This is a genomic window from Lysinibacillus fusiformis (assembly GCF_002845985.1).
In the GTDB taxonomy this organism is placed as follows: domain Bacteria; phylum Bacillota; class Bacilli; order Bacillales_A; family Planococcaceae; genus Lysinibacillus; species Lysinibacillus fusiformis_D.
Genome location: NZ_PDFK01000001.1, coordinates 1,115,471 through 1,137,156 on the forward strand (window position 1 = coordinate 1,115,471; position 21,686 = coordinate 1,137,156).

Here is a 21,686-nt window from a genome sequence, read left to right on the forward strand (position 1 = left end):
GTCACCCCTCTAAGTTGTCCGCAACATCTACATAACCCCATCCCCATAGGATTATTCGTAAACGTAAAAGCCTCTTCCTGATTTCTTTCCTAGCCAGCCAGCTGCAACGTATTTACGAAGCAGTGGACAAGGGCGATATTTACTATCTCCTAGACCCTCATGTAAAATTTCCATGATGTAAAGGCAAGTATCTAAGCCAATGAAGTCTGCTAATGTTAATGGTCCCATCGGATGGTTCATACCTAGCTTCATCACATCGTCAATTGCTTCCTTCGTAGCTACACCTTCATAAAGTGCATAAATTGCTTCATTAATCATTGGTAGCAAAATACGGTTTGAAATAAATCCTGGGAAGTCATTCACTTCTACTGGTGTTTTCGCTAACTTGACTGTCATCGCTTCAACAGCTTTGTATACTTCATCCGTAGTTGCTAAGCCTCTAATGATTTCAACAAGCTTCATTACTGGCACTGGATTCATAAAATGCATACCAATTACTTGCTCTGGTCGATTTGTTACCGCTGCAATTTCAGTAATAGGCAACGAAGATGTATTCGTAGCTAAAATGGCATGTGCTGGTGCAATGCCATCAAGTTGCTTAAAGATGGATTGCTTAATGTCCATATTCTCTACTGCTGCCTCGATGATAATATCTACATCACTAGCATCCTGTAAATCTAGTGACATACTAATTCGACCTAAAACAGCCGCTTTGTCATCCTCCGTTTTACGGCCCTTTTCTACATCACGTGATAAATTTTTTGTAATAACTCCTATTCCACGCTCGAAGAACTCTTGTTTGATATCATTCAATTTCACATCATAGCCTGCTTGTGCACAAACTTGTGCAATACCAGAGCCCATTTGCCCTGCACCAATGACCATTACCTTTTGAATTCCCATTAGTTCAGTCCCCCTGTTTTTGGTACTTCAATCATAATCGCATCACCTTGACCCCCACCTGAACAAATTGCAGCAATACCGATGCCTCCACCACGACGCTTCAATTCTTGTGCAAGCGTTAAAATAATACGTGCACCAGATGCTCCAATAGGATGACCTAAAGCAACCGCACCGCCATTAACATTCACCTTTTCAGCATCTAAATCAGCTAACTGCTTGCTGACCAAGGCGACTGCTGCAAAGGCCTCATTGATTTCGATCAAATCAATATCTGCTAATGATTTATTGGTTTTTTTCAGCAATTTATTAATAACAAGACCTGGTGTTTGTGGGAAGTTTTCTGGCTCAATGGCAAGCTCTTCATGACCTAAAATTATTGCTAATGGCTCTCTTCCTTCACGTGTGGCACGTTCCTCACTCATAACCACGAGGGCACATGCACCATCGTTAACGCCAGGTGCATTACCTGCTGTGATCGTGCCATCCTTGTCAAAGGCTGGTTTCAGTTTTGCTAGTACCTCCAACGTTGTACCTGCTCTTGGTGCTTCATCTGTATCGACGACCAGTGGTTGTCCTTTACGTTGTGGAATCTCCACTTGTACGATTTCTTCAGCAAAGTAACCTTGTTCAATCGCCGCTAGTGCGCGCTCATGACTGCGAACAGACCAAGCGTCCTGTTCCTCACGACTGAGCGAGAATTCCTTAGCTGTTGCATTACCATAGCTCCCCATATGCGGTCTCGCTTTATCGAAAGCACATGTTAAACCGTCATAAAGCATGCCATCCACCATTGTGGAATCTCCCATACGCAAGCCATTTCGACCATTTAACAGATAGTACGGAGCATTGGACATAGACTCCATTCCACCAGCAATAATCACTTCTTCGTCCCCTAATCGAATCAATTGATCTGCTAATGTCACTGCACGCATCCCTGATGCACAAACTTTATTGATTGTTTCTGTTTTTACCGCTGTTGGTAAATTGGCTTTTATCGCAGCTTGCCTCGAAGGTATTTGCCCCTGTCCCCCTTGTAAAACAGAGCCCAAAATAACCTCATCTACTTCGTCAGATGCAATATTTGCTTTCTCTAGCGCACCTTTTATTGCAATTGCCCCTAGATTACTTGCATGTAATGTTGATAATGAACCTCCAAATTTACCAAATGCAGTTCTTGCTCCTGCTAAAATGACAGCTCTATTCAAGTAAAACACCCCTTTTGTTTTACGTACTCGATGAAGTAGTATAGCATTTCATTGACTGAACGCTCGCTCGACTTCTATCGATGAAAAATGGGAGCTTGTTAGTTGCAACTCCCATTTCCATTTAATCTTATTCTACAAAACAATTTTTTATTGTGCAATTTATATTTTTCAGATAACTAAAATATTTCTACAATAGCAATCATTTTTCTGCGTTCGATTCCGTATTCTCGTCCTGTTGAACATTTTCTACGGATGCTACCACTGCTTCTAATGTTTCTTCTTCAGCTTCCTCAGATGAAGGATCAACAGCCTTCACTTTTTCACCGAACACTGAACGCTCTAGTAATTCTGCTACATCGAATGTGCCAATAGAGTCTTCCACTTCTTTTGCCTTTGTACCATCCTCCAGCATTGTTAAGCAATAAGGACAGCCAGATGAAATAACGGATGCATTAGTAGCAAGAGCTTGCTCTGTACGAGCTACATTAATGCGATTACCAACATGCTCTTCCATCCACATTAAGCCACCACCTGCACCACAGCACATAGCAGTTTCGCGATTTCGTTCCATTTCCACAAGCTTCACACCCGGGATACCACGTAGAATTTCTCTCGGCGCATCATAAACATCATTGTAACGGCCTAAGTAACAGGAATCGTGGAAAACAATTGTTTCATGAACTTCATAATTGAGTGCCAGACGATTTTCCTCAATCAACTGATTTAGTATTTCAGTATGATGATACACTTCGCCATTCCAGCCAAAGTCTTGGTATTCATTTTTAAAGATATTGTAAGCATGAGGGTCGATTGTCACTATTTTCTTCACATCATTTTTCTCAAACTCATCAATATTTGCTGTAGCTAATTCTTGGAATAAAAATTCATTTCCTAAACGACGAGGTGTGTCCCCAGAGTTTTTCTCTTTATTTCCTAAGATCGCAAACTTCACACCAGCTTCGTTTAATAGACGACAGAAAGCTAAAGCAATTTTTTGAGAGCGATTATCGAATGCCCCCATCGAACCAACCCAGAATAGATATTCCATTTCTTCGCCAGATTTTTTTAACTCTTTTACTGTTGGAATATGGATTGTTGGATCAAGATCACGCCAATTCTCTTTTTCTTTACGGTTTAAGCCCCAAGGATTCCCTTGTCGTTCGATATTTGTCATGGCACGTTGTGCATCAGGATTAACTTTTCCTTCCGTCATTGTTAGATAGCGACGTAGGTCGATGATTTTATCAACATGCTCATTCATTACTGGACATTGATCCTCACAGTTTCGACAAGTCGTACAAGCCCAAATTTCTTCTTCTGTAATCACATCGCCAATTAAAGATGGGCTGTAAATATCTTCAATTACTGCGCCTTCAGCACCAGCAGCCATCGCAAGCTGATTACCCTTGGTATTGGCAAAGAATTGATAAGGTACCCAAGGCTTTTGCTTTGTTACAACAGCGCCAGTAAATGTTAAATGATCACGCAATTTTACGATTAAATCCATTGGAGACAGCATTTTTCCTGTTCCAGTTGCAGGACACATATTGGTACAACGTCCACATTCCACACAAGAATACAGATCGAGCATTTGCTTTTGTGTGAAGTCTTGTATGCGTCCAACTCCAATTGAAGGCATATCCTCTTCACTTTCAGCATTTTCTCCTGCTTCTTCTAATGCCTCAAAATCGATAGGCGTTAATGTACCCACACGATCTAAACGATTCATGTAAACATTCAGTGGGCTGACAATTAAATGGAAATGCTTAGATTGTGGTACATACACAAGGAATGTTAATAGAATTAAAAGATGTGCCCACCACATAACATAAAATACTCCAGCAGCTACTGATGCAGGTAGGAAGCCAAATATAGCAGCAATGCTTGAAGCAACAGGCTCCGTATAAGTTAACCCCTCACCATGCCAGATTAATCCCATACCATTAGCGATTAATGTTGAGACCATTAAGCCACCAATGAAAATTAACACAAGACCGTTTTTCCATCCTCTTTTTAGACGCACTAGCTTTTCTACATAGCGGCGGTAAAATGCCCACACTACCGCAACTAAAATCATTAAAACTACAAGCTCTTGGAAGAATGTAAAGACACCATAGAAAATACCTAATGGCAGATGTGATCCTGGTGCTAGTCCTTTCCAAATTAAATCAATGGCCCCTAACTGAACCATCAAAAATCCATAGAAAAACATCACGTGAATTAATCCACTCTTTGGATCCTTTAATAGCTTGTTTTGACCAAATACATTGACCATAATATAGCGTAGTCGCTCTTTAACACTTTCATCAAACTCAACCTTTTTCCCCAATTGCACATACTTATAGCGTGTTTTCAACAGATAGAAGAACAATCCTACTGCATAAAGCACAACCACGACTGTTAAGACTATGTTAGCAATTAATAATGGACTCATGGTTGGTCCCCCCTTTAGTTTGTCGTAATTTTCTCTCTTTGCGGCAAATTTGCTAGTTCATACGGAAATGTGCGTCACTATATCAATATATTCCTATTCTAATAAATGAGTGAGCATTCAGTCAACATAAAACGGAAATATTTCTGATAATTTTATATTCTTACACTTTACAAGAAAAAAAGCCACCCTGAAATTTATTCAAAGTAGCATTTTTTTACTTTTCTTTTTTAAAATTTAATTAATAAAAGCTGCGACATCCACATAACAAGTTTATTTTTTGAAGACATTGCCACTGCGAATGTATTCAATATCCGCTACGTTTAATCGAGCATTTACAACACGTGCGGCTGCAAATAAATAATCTGATAATCGATTTAAATATTTTTGTACAACTTTCGGCACGTCCTCCACTTCTTTCATAAGTGTCACCATTTCACGCTCTGCTCGTCGTGCAACTGTACGAGCAATGTGTAAAGTTGCAGCTGCTGGTGCGCCACCTGGTAAAATAAAACGTTGTAATGGTGGTGCCTCATCTGATAAAGCATCTATACGAGCTTCCAACACTTCAATCGGTTGCTCTGTTAATTTATAGTGGCGTTCTTTCATCACATTGGCAAGGTCACCACCAGCATCGAATAGTTCATGCTGAATTGTTTCAAGATCTGTTAAAATATCCTTAAAAAGTGCTTGATCTAATTCACTTACTGCCTTCCCGATAAAAGAGTTTAATTCATCAATCGCCCCGTATGTTTCAACACGTAAGCTATCTTTATCAACGCGTCCGCCAATTAGACTTGTTTTCCCCGTATCGCCTGTTTTCGTGTAAAGCTTCATTTCTCTCATCTCCTAAAACTGATTTTTATAATTTCTGATGGCCTGAACTGTTGTTTCATAAACACCCTTGGCAATCATTTTACCAACTTCCGTAATCGGGCCACCATACAGCATTTCTTCCCCTTTTTGAGTTGCTGCAATTAACAGACTATCTGTAGCAGTTCCTGTAGCAATAGTTCCACTACGCTCGTCACGAATATCTTCTGATTGCAAAGCTTTTGTTTTCGCCTCTGTAGCTGTCATCAGTGCCTGGAAAAATGCCTCCTCCGATAAACAGCCATTGATTATGATCCATGTATTGATAGTACCAATATATGGATCATCCTGTCTTTCGTGTACACGTGATACATCAACCGCATTGCCCACACCAGCTGTTACAGCTACTATCATACTGCCAAAAGGCGCTGAAAATTCATTAATGGCAACAAGAGCTGTTGGCACTGCTGTCAGCATCACAACAGTACTTGTTGGGGAAAAATTCTCTCTTTGCAAAAAATCACTAACTTCTCTTTTTACATCACTTATCACATAATCACCAGGTACAGAGCGGTTTAACAAGCAATTATGCCAGCCAATACCTGGGTTATGAACAGCAGAGGACACTGTTTTTAACGGAATCTCTGATTGAAGTTGAATATAGTGTTCCGTTATCATGAAATGTTCTTTTTTGATGACAGCTCGCTGCTGGTAATCAGTTGTTGCGGGCATCATTGTAATTTGAGGTTTTGGTATTTCGGGATGGGCATATGTAGCCACTCGTGCTTGATAAACTTCTTCAATTTGGGAGGCTATTAATACTTCATGCGGTACTCCAAGTGCTCTCATTTGCCCACCCTCCATAAGCAATAATTCATCACAATAGAGAGAGGCTAAATTCATATCATGTAGTACCATAACGACCGTTAAACCACACTCCACAGCTTCCTTCCTGACCATATCTAAGATTTGCCGTTGATGTGCAATGTCTAGATGATTGGTTGGCTCATCCAGCAGTAGAATTTCTGCTGTTTGCGCTAATGCCTGGGCAACAAATACTCTTTGTTGTTCACCACCCGATAAAAATTCTAACGGGGTGTGCTCATAGCGTTTCACACCTGTTTGCAGCATGGCATGCTGAACAGCCTGTTCATCCTGTTCAGACCAACTTGAGAAAAAACCTGTTTGATGGGGGTAGCGCCCTAGTGAAATGGCCTCCCTTACACTGTTTGAGAAAGCATTTGCATGAAGCTGTGGTAGTACAGCCATCTTTTGCGCCAAAGCACGGGCATTATAAGAAAGGATATTTTGTCCATCAATTGTGATTGTTCCAGCAGTAGCTGGTAATATCCCACTCATTACCTTTAATAATGTGGATTTCCCACTACCATTCGGTCCCAGAATACCAAGAATTTTCCCTTTTTCCACAGTAAAACTAATGTCCTTGACGATTGGTACATCTTCATAACCACCTGATAGATGTTCGACAATAATCATGCCCGTACCCCCTTACTTCTTCGTTGCTTATAAAAAATATAGGAGAAAACAGGTGCACCAATAAACGCCGTAATAACACCAATAGGTAGCTCTCTTGGCACAATAATTGTTCGTGCTACTAAATCGCAAACAATGAGTAAAGTTGCGCCATTGAAAAACGATAATGGCAATAAATGGCGGTGGTCAGAACCCCAAATCATCCTTGTCATATGCGGTACAACTAATCCTACAAAGCCAATTGTGCCAGAAACCGCTACAGCAGCTCCTGTTAACATGGAGCCACCCGCTAAAATCAAATACTTACTACGTTTCACATTGACACCTAAATGCTTCGCGCGCTCTTCACCATATAACAAAACATTTAGCTCTCGTCTTTGCGTCCAAAGCATAATGGAACCAACAATAACAAATGGCGTGATCATTTGGACATATGGCCATCCACGCATTGACACAGAACCTAGTAACCAGCCAATTACTTGGCGTAGCTCTTCTCCAGATAAAGCGATCATTAATGAAATGAGAGAACCTAGAAATGAGCTAAAAATAACACCTGTTAAAATTAACGTTTCCATCTTCAATGAACGGTCTACCATTCTAGCAAAGCTCATGACCACTACCATCGTGATGATTGCGCCTATCATACTAAAAGTGGGTAGGGCATACAAGCCTACGACCGGTATAGATATACTAAAAAAAATCGTAATAACAGCACCAACAGATGCCCCTGATGAAACGCCTAATGTATATGGATCTGCCAATGGATTTTTTAACAACCCTTGGAAAGCTGCTCCAGCAATGGCCAAAGAAGCTCCCACTAGTCCCGCTAACAACACGCGTGGCAGACGGATTTTCCAAAAGATATTAGCAGCCGTTTCATCAACTGCTTGATTCCATAAAACTTCTAACGGAATATGAACTGAGCCTATTGCTACGCCACACCAGATACTAATGACAAGAAGCGTACATGTTAGTACATAGGCTAGTGCTATTTTTTTCACTTAAAAACCTCTGGATAAATAGCTTTTGCTAATTCTTCAAGACCTTCTCCTAAACGGGGACCTTGACGACTTGTTGTGCTTTCATCTACTTGAACGATTGCCTTATTTTTCACGGCATTAACAGTATCGAAACCAGCACGTTGTGGTATTTTTGTTAAAATATCTGGTACATAATGATATGTCACAACGATGACATCTGGGTTTTTCGTAATAATTTGTTCTGAACTAATTTCATACCAATCCTTCGCATCTGCCGCTACGTTTTCTGCATGAATCATGTCCAGCATAGCATTCATAAATGTGCCATTACCCGCCGTATAAATAGTAGGTTCATTCGATGCTTCGACTAGCACTTTTTTGGGTTCGACATCCTTTACTTTTGTCAGAACATCTTCCACTTTTTCCTTCATATTAGCAACGATTTTTTCAGCCTCTGGTAATTTCCCTGTTGCACGACCAAGCAGCTCAATCGTTGTGTAAGTTTCATTAAAGTCTTGTGCATTTTTTACGACAAATACTTTCAAACCTGCTGACTCAAGCTGTTCAATCGCCGCTTCTGAAAGGGACATGCTAGATTCATGCGAAAACACGATATCTGGCTTTAAGGCAATAATTTTTTCAATATTGTACTCCATGCCCCCAACTTTCTCCTTTTCAGCGACTTCTGGTGGATAATCATCATTGTCTGTCACCCCAACTATTTCATCATTTAAACCAAGTTCAAATAATATCTCTGTGTTACTTGGAATAAGAGAAACAATTTTTTCAGGCGGTGCTTCAAGTGTAATATCCTTGCCAATGGCATCTGTTATGGTCATTGGGAATGTTGCTTCATCCACCTGTGGAGTCTCTTGCTGTGTTTGCTGCTCCGTAGCTACTGGCTTGTCATTTTTGGCTTCTTGCCCACATGCTGCTAACAAACCTACTGCTAAAAATGCTGATAATCCTATTTTCCAAAATTTCTTCATGTGAATCCTCCTTTGTTGATCCGTGCGTCAATTGGTTAGAAATATTTTCTCCATCAAAATAAGACCCCTCATCTTCGAATGATGAGGGGTCAAAATCGCACCAAAAAACTGATACAAAATCCACCACCCTATCCTCGTAGGTTGTCATGTCTATACTATAAAGGCAGGTCTCCTGGCTCGTGCTTATTGCGTTTTTCAAGCCTTCCCGAAATCTTCAGTGGCATTATTTGAAAAAACTCACACTTACAGTGGCGGGACCGCATCGGAATTACACCGACTTCCCTTTTCACTTTACTTAAGTAAAGAACCTTTATAATATTCAGTTGATTTCATTATACATGAAAATAAAAGAAGTCGCCTCCATTCCAGACGACTCCTTGGCAATTATACAATTTCAGAAAAATATTGTACGGTTTTCATTTGTGCACCTATTTGTCGCAATGACCACGTTTGCTCTAAATAGATATCCGCTAGCTTTTCGTACTTCCCGCCAAATTTTAGTGCCCATTCCACCGCTACAACACTTTCATAAAGATGGGCCATCTTTTTCGCTATATCTTTGGCTTCAAAAGTTTTAGTTGCTTCATCTAAAGCGCTAAAAATTTGTAATGTAGCCGCAAGATTTACCAACTGCTCTTCCACAATTTGCACTAGTGGACTATCCGCTAGCTTCTCTAGCCTTGTCTCCATTTCACGGACAAACAGTTCATGTGCATGGAATTTATCCACTAAACGAATAAGTTCTAAAGCCAAAATATTTGCCGTTCCCTCCCATACCGTCAATACTTGTGCATCCCTTAGTAAGCGTGGTGTTACAAAGTCTTCAATATAGCCATTACCACCATGTAATTCAATCGCTTCACTAGCATAATGAACGGCTTGCTCTGCCGTTTCCTTTTTCATAATGGCAATATATAAACGATTCATAATGAGATCTTGTTGTGTTCCCTGCCCACTTGTCACTTTATCGTATAATTGAATAAGATCAAATACTGTCGCTACTTCCACATGCAGCTTAGCAGCAAACTTCCCTAATGTATCCTGGATCATTGGGTATTGTGTTAAGGGCTTGCCAAATGCATATCGATTGGTCACATAATGCTTTGCCTCTAAAAAGCCTCGACGCATAATACCAATCGATGCGACTGCATTACAAATTCTTGAAAGATTTAGTGCTTCTAGCATGTAATAAATCCCTTTATTTTGTTCCCCTACAATATAAGCAAGGGCACCATCAAACTCTACCTCGCCCGATGGGACTGCTCGAACGCCTAATTTATCTTTCAATCGACGAATACGAAGATGATTAGCCGTACCATCTTCATTATTCCATGGAACTGCAAATAACGTTAACCCTTTAGAGCCTGCTTGTGCGCCTTCTAAACGTGCCAACACCATTGCTACGCCACACATACCTGCATTGGATGCGAAGTATTTTTCTCCATAGAGACGGTACTCATTGCCTACTTTTCTGGCCTCCACAACATTCGCCCCAACGTCTGACCCTCCTTGACGTTCTGTTAAAAATGTTGCTCCTTCGTATAGCTCCGTCTCTCCTGTTGCACAAACATGTGGCAAGAAACGCTGCTTTACATCCTCATCAGCATAATGATCTAATAGATAAGCCGTAGCCATCGTCAAAGTCACGGGACAATAAAAACCGGGCTCTGCATGAGATAGTAAATAACCTTGTGCAAAGCTATAGACATAATTCCCTTTGTGACCTAACTGTGGAATTTCTTTGTACACGTAGCCAACAATTCCCGTATTATATGTCTCTTCAATTGTTTTTTTGTAACCGTCATTCACCCAAACCTCTGATACCTCTTCTCCATAAGCATTATACCGTTCAAGGCGGGGCTCTCCCTGCCGATCAGTATGTTTTGCCCTTACGTCAATATCACCTGCACATAACTCACCGAAATCTGTCAGTTCTCTGTGTGCATAAGACAAAAACTCTTTATCTAACATCATTTCTAACACTTTTTGAAGCGTTTCTTCCTCTGTAAAAAAGTTTGTTGCACGCATTTCTTCCTGCTGTAAAACCTTCATGCTATCTCACCTCTTGTCCTTTCAAGGATTGTTTTAAAATTTTGCCTGAAGCATTGCGTGGTAGCGCTTCCACTTTTTCGAAAATACGTGGTAGTTTATACTTCGCAAGCCGTTCCTCTAAATAAGCTTTCAATGCATCCTCATCTATGTCTTGTTTCGTAGCATATACAGCCTTCACGGTTTCCCCCCATTGCGGATGTGGTATACCAATGACAGCAACTTCAAATATCCCTTCAAAGCTTAATAGGCAATCTTCAATTTCCTTCGGATAAATATTGACACCACCTGAAATAATGACATCTTTTTTGCGATCCACAATCCAAATAAAGCCGTCCTCATCCATCCGAGCCAGATCTCCTGTTTTTAACCACCCATCAATGTAAGCAGCCTTGGTTGCTATTTCATCCTTGAAGTAGCCAAGCATATTACCCTCACCAAATAAGACAATTTCTCCTACTTCGCCCACATTTACATCTTCTCCATTGTCATTGACAATACGAAGCTCTGTGCCAAGTGGCGCCCGTTGGCCAATACTCCCAGCCTTCGTTTCATGCTCCTTGCCAAATAACAGTGAGCCACTCGGACCCGCCTCTGTTAATCCATAAACACAGGTTAAATTAGTTGTTCGGAATGCCTGTTGAATGAAGCGAACCTCATTTTGAGATAATGGTGCTCCACCATATACCCACCACTTCATGGAAGACAAATCAGCCGTTTGTAGCCTTGGCATCTGAGCCGTTAATAAATAAGCAACAGGCGCTCCAAAGAAATGCGTCGTTTTTTCCTGCTCAATGGCATCGATAAAAAGGTCTGGTGTAAAGGTTGGTGTTAATACGCTTGTTGACCCTACAAATACGCCCGCCATTAAAAATAAATGCAATGGTGCTGAATGAGTTAATGGCATCATGAGCAATATACGGCTTTCAGGTTTCACTTCCATTTCAACAGCAATCATTTGTGCCACTGTTAAAATATTACGGTAGCTAAATAACACACCCTTTGGTTTTCCTGTCGTACCAGATGTATACAAAATAGTCGAAGGGTCATCTTCTTGTAGTTGGCAATCAATTGTTTGTGTGCTCGCATTTTGAAGCATTGTTTCGTAATGCTGCCAACCTGCTTTTTCTTGGCCGGTTTTAATTTTTAATGGTACAGCAGCTAGTTGTTCAACTGCGGCAAAAATCGCCTCATGAACAACAATCGCCTTCGCTTCGGCATGCTGTGCCACATACTCTACTTCCTGCAATGTAAATTTCGCATTGACTGGAACAACGATTGCCCCGATACGCTGAATAGCAAAATAGCTTACAACAAACTCTAAAACGTTCGGCATAAAGATTAAAACCTTATCATCCTGACTTACTCCTTGCTCTAGCAAAGCATGACTAAAACGTGTTACTTGTTCATCTAAATCACGATAGGTCACTCTTCTGCCATGACAAATAATGGCTTCATTTTTTGGATACTTACGGGCATTTCGTGCTAACAAACTGGAACTATTCATCATGCATCTCTCCCTTTAAAGTAGCTAATTTTTCACTAAACATGCCTTGCATTTGCTGTAATTCCTGTTTCATTTGCGTCAGCTCAGCAATTTTACTCTCAATCTCTTGAATTTTTTGTTCTCCATACTCTACTGTTCGCTCTAATTGCTGAATACCTGAGCGATCAAAATCAAAAAGTAAAACCATCTCTTTGATTTCCTCTAGTGAGAACCCGTAACGCTTGCCTCTGAAAATAAGCTTGAGCTTCGCCAATTCTTTTTTTGAAAAGGTTCGTTGATTGGTAGATGAGCGATCGGGACGAAGAAGACCAAGTTCTTCATAATAACGAATTGTGCGAGTAGACACATTGAATTCCTTTGCTACCTCCTGAATCGTCTTCAAAACCATCTCCCCTTTCCTTATTGTCAACAGTATATCATTGACGTTGACGTAAACTTCAACAAAATTTTCGAAATTAACAGAAAAATTAAGTTTGAAACAGCTAATTTTTAGTGCTATCCGTTCCTTATGCCTTTTTATCTTTCACATTTACTGTTTTATCAACCACTTTTAGAATGTTATCGTCCATTTTTGGCCTTCTAGCCACTAAAAAACCCCTAACATTCATCATGTTAGGGGCTTAAAAAGTATTACATTTTTTCTGGTGCAGATACGCCGATTAAACGTAGTGCATTAGCAATTGTTGTGCGTACAGCTGTGATTAATGCTAAACGAGCCTCTGTTAACTCCTTGTTGGAAGCATCCAATACTTTTTCTGCATTGTAAAAGCTATGGAATGTTGCTGCTGTCTCTTGAATATAGTTAGCGATTCGGTGTGGTGTACGGTGTTTCGCCGCTTCTGCCACCACTCTCGGGAAATCGCCAATCTTTTTCAGTAAATCAATTTCTTTTTCTGCTGTTAACAGATTAAGATGATCTGTTGCTACAGCAAATCCTTGCTCATTTGCTGAGCGTAAAATAGATGAAATACGAGCATGTGCATATTGTGCATAGTACACTGGGTTTTCATTGGATTGTGATACAGCAAGATCAAGGTCAAAGTCCATATGAGAATCGCCTGCAGTTTTCACGAAGAAGTATCGTACTGCATCAAGGCCAACCTCTTCTACAAGCTCACGCATTGTTACCGCGTTCCCTGTCCGTTTAGACATTTTGAATTTTTCACCGTTTTTATAAAGCTGAACCATTTGAATAACTTCTACTTCTAATGTATCACGATCATAGCCAAGGGCCTGAATAGCTGCTTTCATACGTGGAATATAACCGTGGTGGTCAGCTCCCCAAATATTGATTAATTTATCGAAACCACGGACAATTTTGTCTTCGTGGTAAGCAATATCTGGCGTTAAGTATGTGAACGAACCATCATTTTTAATTAACACACGGTCTTTATCATCACCAAATGTTGTAGAGCGGAACCAAGTAGCACCATCTTCTTCAAAGACATGACCATTTGCTTTTAATTTATCTAACGCTACTTCGATTTTACCGTTTTCATATAGAGACGTTTCAGAATACCAGACATTAAAGTTCACGCGGAAGTTTGCTAAGTCTGTTTTTAATTTATCTAATTCTAAGGCTAAACCGTGTTGACGGAAGAATGCAAAACGTTCATCCTCTGATTTTGCTAAAATAGCTTCACCATGCTCCTCCGCTAATTTACCCGCAATATCAATAATATCTTGCCCATGATAGCCGTCTTCTGGCATCTCCGCTTCCATACCTAGTGCTTGTTTATAGCGTGCTTCTAATGAGTAAGCTAGGTTATTAATTTGATTGCCCGCATCATTAATATAATATTCACGAGAGACGCTGTAACCAGCCATATCTAATACATTACATAATGAATCTCCAACAGAAGCTCCACGTGCATGTCCTAGATGAAGGTCCCCTGTAGGGTTTGCTGAAACAAACTCCACTTGAATCTTTTCCCCAGCACCAGCATTTGAACGGCCGTAGTCAGTACCTTGTTCAAGAGCCTGTGTAATTACCCCAGTTAGGAAATCTTTACGTACTGTGATATTCATGAAGCCAGGACCAGCAATGTCGATCTTTTCAATATCTGTACCTGCTGTATCAAGATTTTCTAAAATAGCTTCCGCAATAGCACGAGGTGGTTTTTTAGCCAATTTCGTTAATTGCATTGCAATGTTTGTTGCATAGTCCCCATTCGCTTTATCCTTTGGTGATTCCAAGTGAATCGATAATTCTGTACCAGCCTCAACTAAGCCTGCTTTTTCAACAGCCTGAGCTATTGCTGCTTTTATAGCCTGTTGTACTTGTTCTACTGCGTTCATCATTGTACCTCCGTAAATGTAATATCTAATGTATAGTTGCCAACGGATTGCCCACCCATTAGTAAATCGTACTGTACATGGAAATCTCCGCTTAATGCCTGTTTCGTAAAGGTCATTTTTTTCGTGTCAATAATGAGTGGCATGGAACCAAACTCACTCTCATAATGCCCTTTTTGTTGCTCAATTATGTTAAGTGGTAAGCGCATATTGACCGAGCCAGCACGCATAATCAGCGCTTTCTCATGTCCTAATTTCATTGTTGTGCGGATAGTTTTATCCTCCTGCACCTCATCATATTTCAAATATAAGCTTCCTGCTTTTTCAAGTAGCTGCCCTTTGAGCCACATTTCATAACTTTCGGACTCTCCATCACTTGGACGAATTGTAGAAATGAGCTTAATGTTCACTTGCGATCTTATTTCGTTCGCCATAATGGACGCTCCCTTTTAGTCTTTTACTATAACCTTTTTATTATAGGATGAATACTCCTGTTTTTTCAAGATAGAAGTCATGTAAAGCATCTCACAAATATAGATGGAGAATAAATAAAAACTCCTCTCTTTACATAATCGAAAGAGAGAAGTTTCATTTTATCTATACCATTTTTTAATGATTAATTGTTGAACTATTAATAATATAGCACTAACTGTCCAATAGATAGGGATAATCGCTGGATTGAACAAACTAAAAATGAGGATCATGATTGGATTAATGAACACCATAATCTTCATATTAAGTGGTTGGCTTTTCTCTAAGGAGAAAACACTTTGCATCAAATAAATCAAACAAGCAATGATCGAAATGCCAATATCTATCGTACCTAAATTCATCCATAGGAAATTTTCACTTGCGATGACGGTATCTAACTTAATCGCGTAATACAGTGAAAATAATACAGGCAATTGAACAATAATAGGTAAACAGCCTAATAAAGAACTTTTCAATGAATCTGACGTTAATGCTTGCATTTTTTGTTGTACTATTATTTTTTCAGATTCATTTTGACTGTTCTTATATTTAGTGGTAAGCGCATCTAGTTCAGGCTTAATGGCTGACATTAGTTCTTTCGAGCGCTTTTGATGTTTTGCAGATTGAATAAATAGCGGCATTAGAATTAATCTTACTGCAATCGTAATGCCAATGACACTCACTGCATAGCTACCTGTAAATGAATGGATGAAATGAATGAAGTAAATAATCGGTTGTGCTAAAAAGGTTAACAATGATATTCCTCCTAGTTTAAAAGTTTACATGAAACTAGGAGATACACTTTCTTCCTCACTGTTTTCCGACGTCCTAATACATAGAACAAACCACGTTAGCATAGGTGGAGTCCAAGTATTCGTGATATTATAGTCAACTTCAAACGCTTCGTCCTTTACTTCTTGAATTGTTATTTTATTAACCAGATACAGATGCAAATGAACACTTAGCACAGTTAAAACCAAAGAAGCTAATAGCCAAAAGTATTCCATTGTACTGACAATAATGAATAAATCATTGATGAGAAGTGACCAAATCATAATACTCCTCCTTCCTATCACTAATTAAATTAAAGAACCATACATTCTACTGACCAATAGATGACAGTTGTTTCATCAATTTTTCTCTCTTCTATAAAATAGAAACTATTACTTAACTTATCTACGCAACTACGTAAAATAAGTTTCAAATTTATGACGTATAGCTATTCTTCATTTCAATAGAAAATACAAAATGGGGCAAGCCTATAGCTAACCCCATCCAATCAATCTGTTTTCAATGCCTTACTTATTTTACCCAGCCTAAAATCATTTCTCGTAATAATTTAGAAGCTGTGTTTGCCGTCATTTCTGATGAATCATAGATAGGTGCGACTTCTACTAGATCAAAGCCTACAACATTTACACCACTAGCTGCTATCGCGTGGATGGAAGCTAGTAATTCTTTTGATGTAATACCTCCACAATCTACTGTACCAGTGCCTGGAGCGTGTGCTGGATCTAAAACGTCAATATCAATCGTTACATACACATTGCGCCCAGCTAATGTTGGTAAAACCTCTTTTAACGGCTCAAGCACTTCAAATTTTGAAATGTGCATGCCGTTTTCCTTTGCCCATTCAAATTCTTCTTTCATGCCTGAACGAATGCCGAAAGAATAAACATTTTTCGGTCCAATATGTTCCGCAATCTTACGAATTGGTGTTGAGTGAGAAAGTGGTTCTCCCTCATATTCCACACGTAAATCGGTATGTGCATCAAAATGAATGATGGCAAGATCATCATATTTAGCAGAGACAGCCTTCATAACTGGCCAAGACACTAAATGCTCCCCACCCATACCGACAGGAATCTTGCCATCTGCTAATAATGTTTCAATAAATTTTTCGATTTCATCTAATGAGCGCTGTGCATTCCCGAAAGGTAGTGGAATATCACCAGCATCAAAGTACTTTACTTCCTCAAGCTCGCGATCTAGATATGGGCTATACTCTTCAAGACCGATCGATACCTCACGGATACGCTGTGGACCGAAACGTGATCCTGGACGGTAACTTACTGTCCAGTCCATTGGCATGCCATAAATAACGGCTTGTGCATCCTCATAGGTAGGATGACTTTTTATAAAAACATTTCCTGAATAAGCTTCATCAAATCTCATTGCTTGCCCTCCATATCATTAACAAATTGTATTGATTATCAATTCTCTTCAACTTCTTCTATTATGGCTTACAGGATTGTAATGAAACCTGTATCCTTTCGTCCTCGTATACATTATTGGAACATCTAGCAAATTTCGATTAAAATCTACAAGGTGTGATTTTTCTGTCGAATGCTCGCATTTCAAGTAGTACAAAAAAAGTATAGATGTTTTTGAATAAAGTGCAATAGTTTTTAGTTAGAATTTCGATTAAAGATGAGTGTTCAAACACATACTAAAGCTAAAATTAGAAGTTGTAAGAAAACGAGGTGAAGTCGGATGAAACGAAAAAGCTATCATCGAAAGCAAAAGCGTGTAAAGCGCACACGGAAATCCCTTACTCTTTTTGTCGCCTTTGCATCTGCAATTGTCGTAGCATTTGTCGCTCTACGCATCTATGTTCAAGTGGCTGGTGCACCGCCTTTAACCGTACCGAAAGCTTCCATCTTCTTAGATGAAAATGAGAACCAAATTGGAGATCACTTTACAAATCAACGACGTTATTGGGTTGGTCTTGATGAGATGTCACCTTATTTAAAAGAAGCAGTAGTTGCTGTTGAGGATAAAGATTTTTATAAACATGGTGGTTTTGATTATTCACGTATTGCTGGTGCCATTTTAGTGGATATTAAGGCGGGCGGAAAAGTCCAAGGGGCTAGTACCATTACGCAACAATATGCACGTAATCTTTATCTTTCCCATGAAAAATCTTGGACACGTAAATTAAATGAAGCCCTGTATGCTTATAGATTAGAAGTTTTTTATGACAAGGACGAAATATTAGAGGGCTATTTAAATACGGTATACTATGGACACGGCATGTATGGAGTAGAAGCAGCAAGTAGATTTTACTTCGGTAAATCTGCCGCTGATTTAACACTTGCGGAAGCTGCAATGCTAACAGGCGTACCAAAGGGACCAAGTATCTATTCACCTATTGCCAATTTAGAAAAGGCTACGAATCGCCAAAACGTAATTTTAAAACTAATGGCGGATCAAGGTGCCATTACACAAGAAGAAAAAACACGAGCTGAAAATGAACAGCTTGTCTTAAAAAATGATAGCTGGGTTGCCACAAAATCTGTCGCCCCTTATTTCCTTGATGTGGCATGGCAAGAGGCTAGCGAAATTTTAAAGTCAAAAAATCTCGATATTAGCGAAGGTGGCTGGACAATTCAAACAACGCTTAATCTGGAACACCAGAAAGCCGCTGAAGAAGCAGTAGTAAAAAACATGCCTGCCAATGATCTTCAAACAGCATTCGTTAGTATGGAATCGAAATCAGGTGCTGTCACTGCATTAGTTGGAGGTCGTGACTATTCAGTAAGTTCATTTAACCGTGTCACACAGGCTAAACGTCAACCAGGCTCTACTATCAAGCCGATTTTATATGCAGCGGCACTAGAAAATGGTTACACACCGCTTACATTTTTAGATGTTGGTGAGACAACCTTTACTTATGATAACGGACGTGGCACTTATGCACCTAAAAATGTCAATGGTCAGTTTGCAGATCATGATATGACGATGGCTCAAGCGATTGCGATCTCAGACAATATTTACGCCGTAAAAACGTTAGAGGACATTGGCTTCAAGGAATTTCATGATATGGCAAACCGTTTTAGTGTAGGGATTGGTGCTAAAGATAATTTATCTATCGCTCTCGGTACAATTGAAACGACATTATATGAGATGACGAATGCTTATAATATTTTAGCATCTCAGGGACAGCAAACCATTCCAACAACCATTGTGTCCATAAAAAATGCTCATGGAGACGTTATTTATGAAAATAAAGATGTTTCAAGCAAGGCGGAAACGGCCATTTCAAAAGAAAATGCATACATTTTAACTGAGATGATGACAGGTATTTTTGACCCGGTTTTCAGTGATTATTCTCCTGCTACAGGCATTAGTATTCGTTCCCGCATGACACACACCTATGCGGCTAAATCAGGTTCTACCAACAGTGACCAATGGCTAATTGGTTTTACACCAAGTCTAACTGCTGGTGTGTGGAACGGCTATGATCAGGGTAAAAACCTTACAACGAAGGAAGATACTGCTGCCACTAAGCAAATTTGGATTGACTTTATGGAGAGCGTCAACAAAGGAACGAAAAATGAGGATTTCAAAAAACCTAAAGGTGTAGAGGGCGTTGTCATTGATATCGAAACAGGTAAACTCGCTACCGATGCTTGTCCAAAACAACGTCTTGTTTATGTAGAAGCTAAGGATGTACCAACTGAAAAATGTACAAACTTCGATATTCTCGACAGTGATACATGGGGAGAATTTTGGAACATGCTGCCATTCTCACTTTTTAAAGGTGATAATAAAAATAAACAATAATGCGGAAACCTTTTTGAACAGCTCTCGTTCTATGTTATGAAGGCTCTCGACAAAGTAACTAATAGACGAATAAATAAGAAAAGCTTTCTCTTCCCCGGAGACGTGTCCGTGGGAACAGAAAGCTTTTCTTTTTTTATGGTACGCGAAGTATGAGCATCATGGGGCATTTGGCTTGGGTTTGGGTTATTCAAATGCCGCATAGCGCTCATCATATTCGCGATACCAAGTGTCCTAGCTTACTAAAATGTAAGCTCTGCATCAAGTGTACTTTGTTTCAAACCCACTTTCAACCTAATATCGAAAGCGATCGCAAAATGTCACAGATTGTTCAATCATTATTGGTCTATTCGACAAATAAGTCTTGACGCAGTTGCTCATCACTACGTCCCCACAAATCTGGATTAAGTTGCTCTAGGAAAGTAGCCAACACTTTTTTAGATGGTGCATCCATATGCTCTACAATAATCTGACGCTTCATGGATTTATCCATTTTGTTCACATGGTCAGCTAGAATTTTATAGCCACGTCTCTTTTCACGGTTAACGACCATTTCACAAGCTGTTACACCCGCATAATAGGGTCCATCTTCTTTATGGTCTACCGTCACCCACACTAACCAATAGGATTTCCCACCTTCTGAATCAGCACGGTCCATCGTAAATTTAATACCTCGCTCAACATCACTTCGTGCATGCATGGCACCAATTTCAACAGTAGCTGTCCCCTCTTCTACATCAATCATAACAGGCGATACATTCTCTAATGAAAGTGAACCAATTCCAAACCCTTTATGTCCATCTGTTGGATCGTTTTTTATAATGGTAAAACCCATTTTTTGTTTTGGTTTTTCTTCATTTGCCATACTTAAATATCCTCCATTCTGCTATTATAAAGGAAAGCATATCGCGTATATTTTGTCGTATAACACACTATTTCTAACGCGCACTTATGCCTCAACGCAAGTAAGAAGTTTATACTTTCTTATAAACTAACTATACAACATTATTCTATAAAGGAGGCAATATTATGCCATACGTAACAGTGAAAATGCTTGAAGGTCGTACAGAGGAGCAAAAACGCGCCCTTGTAAAGGAAGTAACAGAGGCCGTTTCGCGTACAGTTAATGCACCTGCAGAAAATGTAACAGTTTTTATCGAAGAAATGTCAAAAAACCATTATGGGGTTGCAGGCGTTCGTTTTAGTGATAAATAAGATGAAGATGGGTAGAGCATCTTAGCTCTACCCATTTTTAAACTGACAATCATCGTTCCGTTATTTCAATAACTAGGATGTGTTATACAAAATGAATAAATTTAGACTGACCTTGCTCGTTTGCGTGTTACTTTTTGGCCTATTATTAATATTTATTAATCCGATTCAACATGCTATTATCGCTCATTTGAGTGACCAATTAAATACAACTGACTACAGCGTTAAAGACATTGAAAAAAACAAAAAAGCAGCAGCTGATTTTGAGTTTGAAGCCGTTCAATCATTATCTATCGCTGAGGTACTCCAAGCACAAGTAAAAGCTAGTAATATGCCTGTTATCGGCAGTATTACTGTTCCAAGTGTACATATGCAGCTACCAATTTTAAAAGGTGTTGGCCATTCTGTACTTGCTATTGGAGCAGGTACGATGAAACCCAACCAACAGCTCGGTCAAGGGAACTATGCATTGGCTGGTCACTACTTTGAGGAAAAAGATATTTTATTCAGCCCACTCTATCAAGCACAAATTGGCGATATCATCTATATCACGGATATGAAAGATGTCTATGAGTATAAATTAACAACGAAAAAAATCATTGCTGCAACTGATGTTTATATCATTGACGATATTCCCAATCAAACTACACTAACATTGATTACATGTGCAGAAAAAGGTTCTAAACGACTGGCATTACAAGCAGATTTTGTTCAAAGCTACTCGTTAGAAAATGCCAAAGGAACCTTTTGATGCAAGCAATACGCAAAAAGCGC

At 39.5% G+C, this 21,686-nt stretch carries 19 protein-coding genes and 1 riboswitch; of the genes, 3 read left to right on the forward strand and 16 right to left on the reverse strand.

The window, feature by feature from the left end:
- Positions 1-51: 51 nt before the first annotated feature.
- The 15 genes from CRI88_RS05465 to speB all read right to left on the reverse strand — a co-directional run bounded on the left by CRI88_RS05465 (position 52) and on the right by speB (position 17,312).
- Entirely contained in the window at positions 52-903 is an 852-nt protein-coding gene (locus CRI88_RS05465; protein ID WP_036121460.1) for a 3-hydroxybutyryl-CoA dehydrogenase, read from the reverse strand.
- Positions 903-2,108 (reverse strand): acetyl-CoA C-acetyltransferase, encoded by a 1,206-nt coding sequence (locus CRI88_RS05470; RefSeq protein WP_058844292.1) that lies wholly within the window; start codon positions 2,106-2,108, stop codon positions 903-905. Before CRI88_RS05470 ends, CRI88_RS05465 begins: the two co-directional genes overlap by 1 nt.
- A gap of 199 nt (positions 2,109-2,307) precedes the next feature.
- Positions 2,308-4,542: a heterodisulfide reductase-related iron-sulfur binding cluster gene (locus tag CRI88_RS05475; protein ID WP_058844293.1), complete on the reverse strand. Its 2,235-nt coding sequence runs from the start codon at positions 4,540-4,542 to the stop codon at positions 2,308-2,310.
- Positions 4,543-4,812: 270 nt separating this feature from the next.
- The gene (locus CRI88_RS05480) at positions 4,813-5,376 is read right to left on the reverse strand and encodes a cob(I)yrinic acid a,c-diamide adenosyltransferase (protein ID WP_036121468.1); all 564 of its coding nucleotides are present in this window, start codon (positions 5,374-5,376) and stop codon (positions 4,813-4,815) included.
- Positions 5,377-5,388: 12 nt separating this feature from the next.
- Positions 5,389-6,849, reverse strand: coding sequence for an adenosylcobinamide amidohydrolase (locus CRI88_RS05485; RefSeq protein WP_036121471.1), 1,461 nt, complete (start codon positions 6,847-6,849; stop codon positions 5,389-5,391).
- A complete protein-coding gene (locus CRI88_RS05490; RefSeq protein ID WP_058844294.1) occupies positions 6,846-7,847 on the reverse strand; it encodes a FecCD family ABC transporter permease in 1,002 nt (333 codons plus the stop codon). The genes CRI88_RS05485 and CRI88_RS05490 overlap by 4 nt, the downstream gene beginning before the upstream one ends.
- The gene (locus CRI88_RS05495; protein WP_058844295.1) at positions 7,844-8,815 is read right to left on the reverse strand and encodes an ABC transporter substrate-binding protein; all 972 of its coding nucleotides are present in this window, start codon (positions 8,813-8,815) and stop codon (positions 7,844-7,846) included. Before CRI88_RS05495 ends, CRI88_RS05490 begins: the two co-directional genes overlap by 4 nt.
- Before the next feature lie 145 nt (positions 8,816-8,960).
- Positions 8,961-9,142, reverse strand: a riboswitch (cobalamin riboswitch).
- Between the two features lie 57 nt (positions 9,143-9,199).
- Positions 9,200-10,867 carry an acyl-CoA dehydrogenase family protein gene (locus CRI88_RS05500; RefSeq protein WP_058844296.1) on the reverse strand — a complete coding sequence of 556 codons (1,668 nt, stop codon included), beginning with the start codon at positions 10,865-10,867 and terminating at the stop codon, positions 9,200-9,202.
- 1 nt (position 10,868) lies between these two features.
- Positions 10,869-12,371, reverse strand: a complete 1,503-nt coding sequence (locus tag CRI88_RS05505; protein WP_036121494.1) for a class I adenylate-forming enzyme family protein — start codon at positions 12,369-12,371, stop codon at positions 10,869-10,871.
- The gene (locus tag CRI88_RS05510) at positions 12,364-12,753 is read right to left on the reverse strand and encodes a MerR family transcriptional regulator (protein ID WP_036121497.1); all 390 of its coding nucleotides are present in this window, start codon (positions 12,751-12,753) and stop codon (positions 12,364-12,366) included. The genes CRI88_RS05505 and CRI88_RS05510 overlap by 8 nt, the downstream gene beginning before the upstream one ends.
- A gap of 248 nt (positions 12,754-13,001) precedes the next feature.
- On the reverse strand, positions 13,002-14,669 hold the full coding sequence (gene argS / locus CRI88_RS05515; RefSeq protein ID WP_058844297.1) for an arginine--tRNA ligase: 1,668 nt from the start codon (positions 14,667-14,669) through the stop codon (positions 13,002-13,004).
- Positions 14,669-15,100: a YwiB family protein gene (locus tag CRI88_RS05520; RefSeq protein WP_036121502.1), complete on the reverse strand. Its 432-nt coding sequence runs from the start codon at positions 15,098-15,100 to the stop codon at positions 14,669-14,671. The genes argS and CRI88_RS05520 overlap by 1 nt, the downstream gene beginning before the upstream one ends.
- Before the next feature lie 159 nt (positions 15,101-15,259).
- Positions 15,260-15,892 carry a YidC/Oxa1 family membrane protein insertase gene (locus CRI88_RS05525; protein WP_101966469.1) on the reverse strand — a complete coding sequence of 211 codons (633 nt, stop codon included), beginning with the start codon at positions 15,890-15,892 and terminating at the stop codon, positions 15,260-15,262.
- A 24-nt stretch (positions 15,893-15,916) separates the two neighbouring features.
- Complete coding sequence (locus CRI88_RS05530) at positions 15,917-16,192, reverse strand: hypothetical protein (protein ID WP_036121509.1); 276 nt, start codon at positions 16,190-16,192, stop codon at positions 15,917-15,919.
- 247 nt (positions 16,193-16,439) lie between these two features.
- Positions 16,440-17,312, reverse strand: coding sequence for an agmatinase (gene speB, locus CRI88_RS05535; RefSeq protein WP_036121512.1), 873 nt, complete (start codon positions 17,310-17,312; stop codon positions 16,440-16,442).
- A 318-nt stretch (positions 17,313-17,630) separates the two neighbouring features.
- Here speB and CRI88_RS05540 point away from each other — a divergent pair, with 318 nt between their 5' ends.
- Positions 17,631-19,703 carry a transglycosylase domain-containing protein gene (locus tag CRI88_RS05540; protein ID WP_058844317.1) on the forward strand — a complete coding sequence of 691 codons (2,073 nt, stop codon included), beginning with the start codon at positions 17,631-17,633 and terminating at the stop codon, positions 19,701-19,703.
- 343 nt (positions 19,704-20,046) lie between these two features.
- On the opposite strand, the gene CRI88_RS05545 is transcribed toward CRI88_RS05540, so the two are convergent.
- A complete protein-coding gene (locus tag CRI88_RS05545; RefSeq protein ID WP_036121521.1) occupies positions 20,047-20,565 on the reverse strand; it encodes a YwhD family protein in 519 nt (172 codons plus the stop codon).
- A 164-nt stretch (positions 20,566-20,729) separates the two neighbouring features.
- Here CRI88_RS05545 and CRI88_RS05550 point away from each other — a divergent pair, with 164 nt between their 5' ends.
- Both CRI88_RS05550 and CRI88_RS05555 read left to right on the forward strand, forming a co-directional pair.
- On the forward strand, positions 20,730-20,915 hold the full coding sequence (locus tag CRI88_RS05550; protein ID WP_004231516.1) for a 2-hydroxymuconate tautomerase: 186 nt from the start codon (positions 20,730-20,732) through the stop codon (positions 20,913-20,915).
- 91 nt (positions 20,916-21,006) lie between these two features.
- Positions 21,007-21,663 (forward strand): class A sortase, encoded by a 657-nt coding sequence (locus CRI88_RS05555; protein ID WP_058844318.1) that lies wholly within the window; start codon positions 21,007-21,009, stop codon positions 21,661-21,663.
- Positions 21,664-21,686: the final 23 nt, after the last annotated feature.

Excerpts from the sequence above, each read along its gene's own strand:
- CRI88_RS05465 (WP_036121460.1), bottom strand. The coding sequence starts at position 903 with ATGGGAATTCAAAAGGTAATGGTCATTGGTGCAGGGCAAATGGGCTCT.
- CRI88_RS05475 (WP_058844293.1), bottom strand. The coding sequence starts at position 4,542 with ATGAGTCCATTATTAATTGCTAACATAGTCTTAACAGTCGTGGTTGTG.
- CRI88_RS05480 (WP_036121468.1), bottom strand. The coding sequence starts at position 5,376 with ATGAAGCTTTACACGAAAACAGGCGATACGGGGAAAACAAGTCTAATT.
- CRI88_RS05485 (WP_036121471.1), bottom strand. The coding sequence starts at position 6,849 with ATGATTATTGTCGAACATCTATCAGGTGGTTATGAAGATGTACCAATC.
- CRI88_RS05495 (WP_058844295.1), bottom strand. The coding sequence starts at position 8,815 with ATGAAGAAATTTTGGAAAATAGGATTATCAGCATTTTTAGCAGTAGGT.
- CRI88_RS05500 (WP_058844296.1), bottom strand. The coding sequence starts at position 10,867 with ATGAAGGTTTTACAGCAGGAAGAAATGCGTGCAACAAACTTTTTTACA.
- CRI88_RS05505 (WP_036121494.1), bottom strand. The coding sequence starts at position 12,371 with ATGAATAGTTCCAGTTTGTTAGCACGAAATGCCCGTAAGTATCCAAAA.
- argS (WP_058844297.1), bottom strand. The coding sequence starts at position 14,669 with ATGAACGCAGTAGAACAAGTACAACAGGCTATAAAAGCAGCAATAGCT.
- CRI88_RS05520 (WP_036121502.1), bottom strand. The coding sequence starts at position 15,100 with ATGGCGAACGAAATAAGATCGCAAGTGAACATTAAGCTCATTTCTACA.
- CRI88_RS05530 (WP_036121509.1), bottom strand. The coding sequence starts at position 16,192 with ATGATTTGGTCACTTCTCATCAATGATTTATTCATTATTGTCAGTACA.
- speB (WP_036121512.1), bottom strand. The coding sequence starts at position 17,312 with ATGAGATTTGATGAAGCTTATTCAGGAAATGTTTTTATAAAAAGTCAT.
- CRI88_RS05540 (WP_058844317.1), top strand. The coding sequence starts at position 17,631 with ATGAAACGAAAAAGCTATCATCGAAAGCAAAAGCGTGTAAAGCGCACA.
- CRI88_RS05545 (WP_036121521.1), bottom strand. The coding sequence starts at position 20,565 with ATGGCAAATGAAGAAAAACCAAAACAAAAAATGGGTTTTACCATTATA.
- CRI88_RS05550 (WP_004231516.1), top strand. The coding sequence starts at position 20,730 with ATGCCATACGTAACAGTGAAAATGCTTGAAGGTCGTACAGAGGAGCAA.
- CRI88_RS05555 (WP_058844318.1), top strand. The coding sequence starts at position 21,007 with ATGAATAAATTTAGACTGACCTTGCTCGTTTGCGTGTTACTTTTTGGC.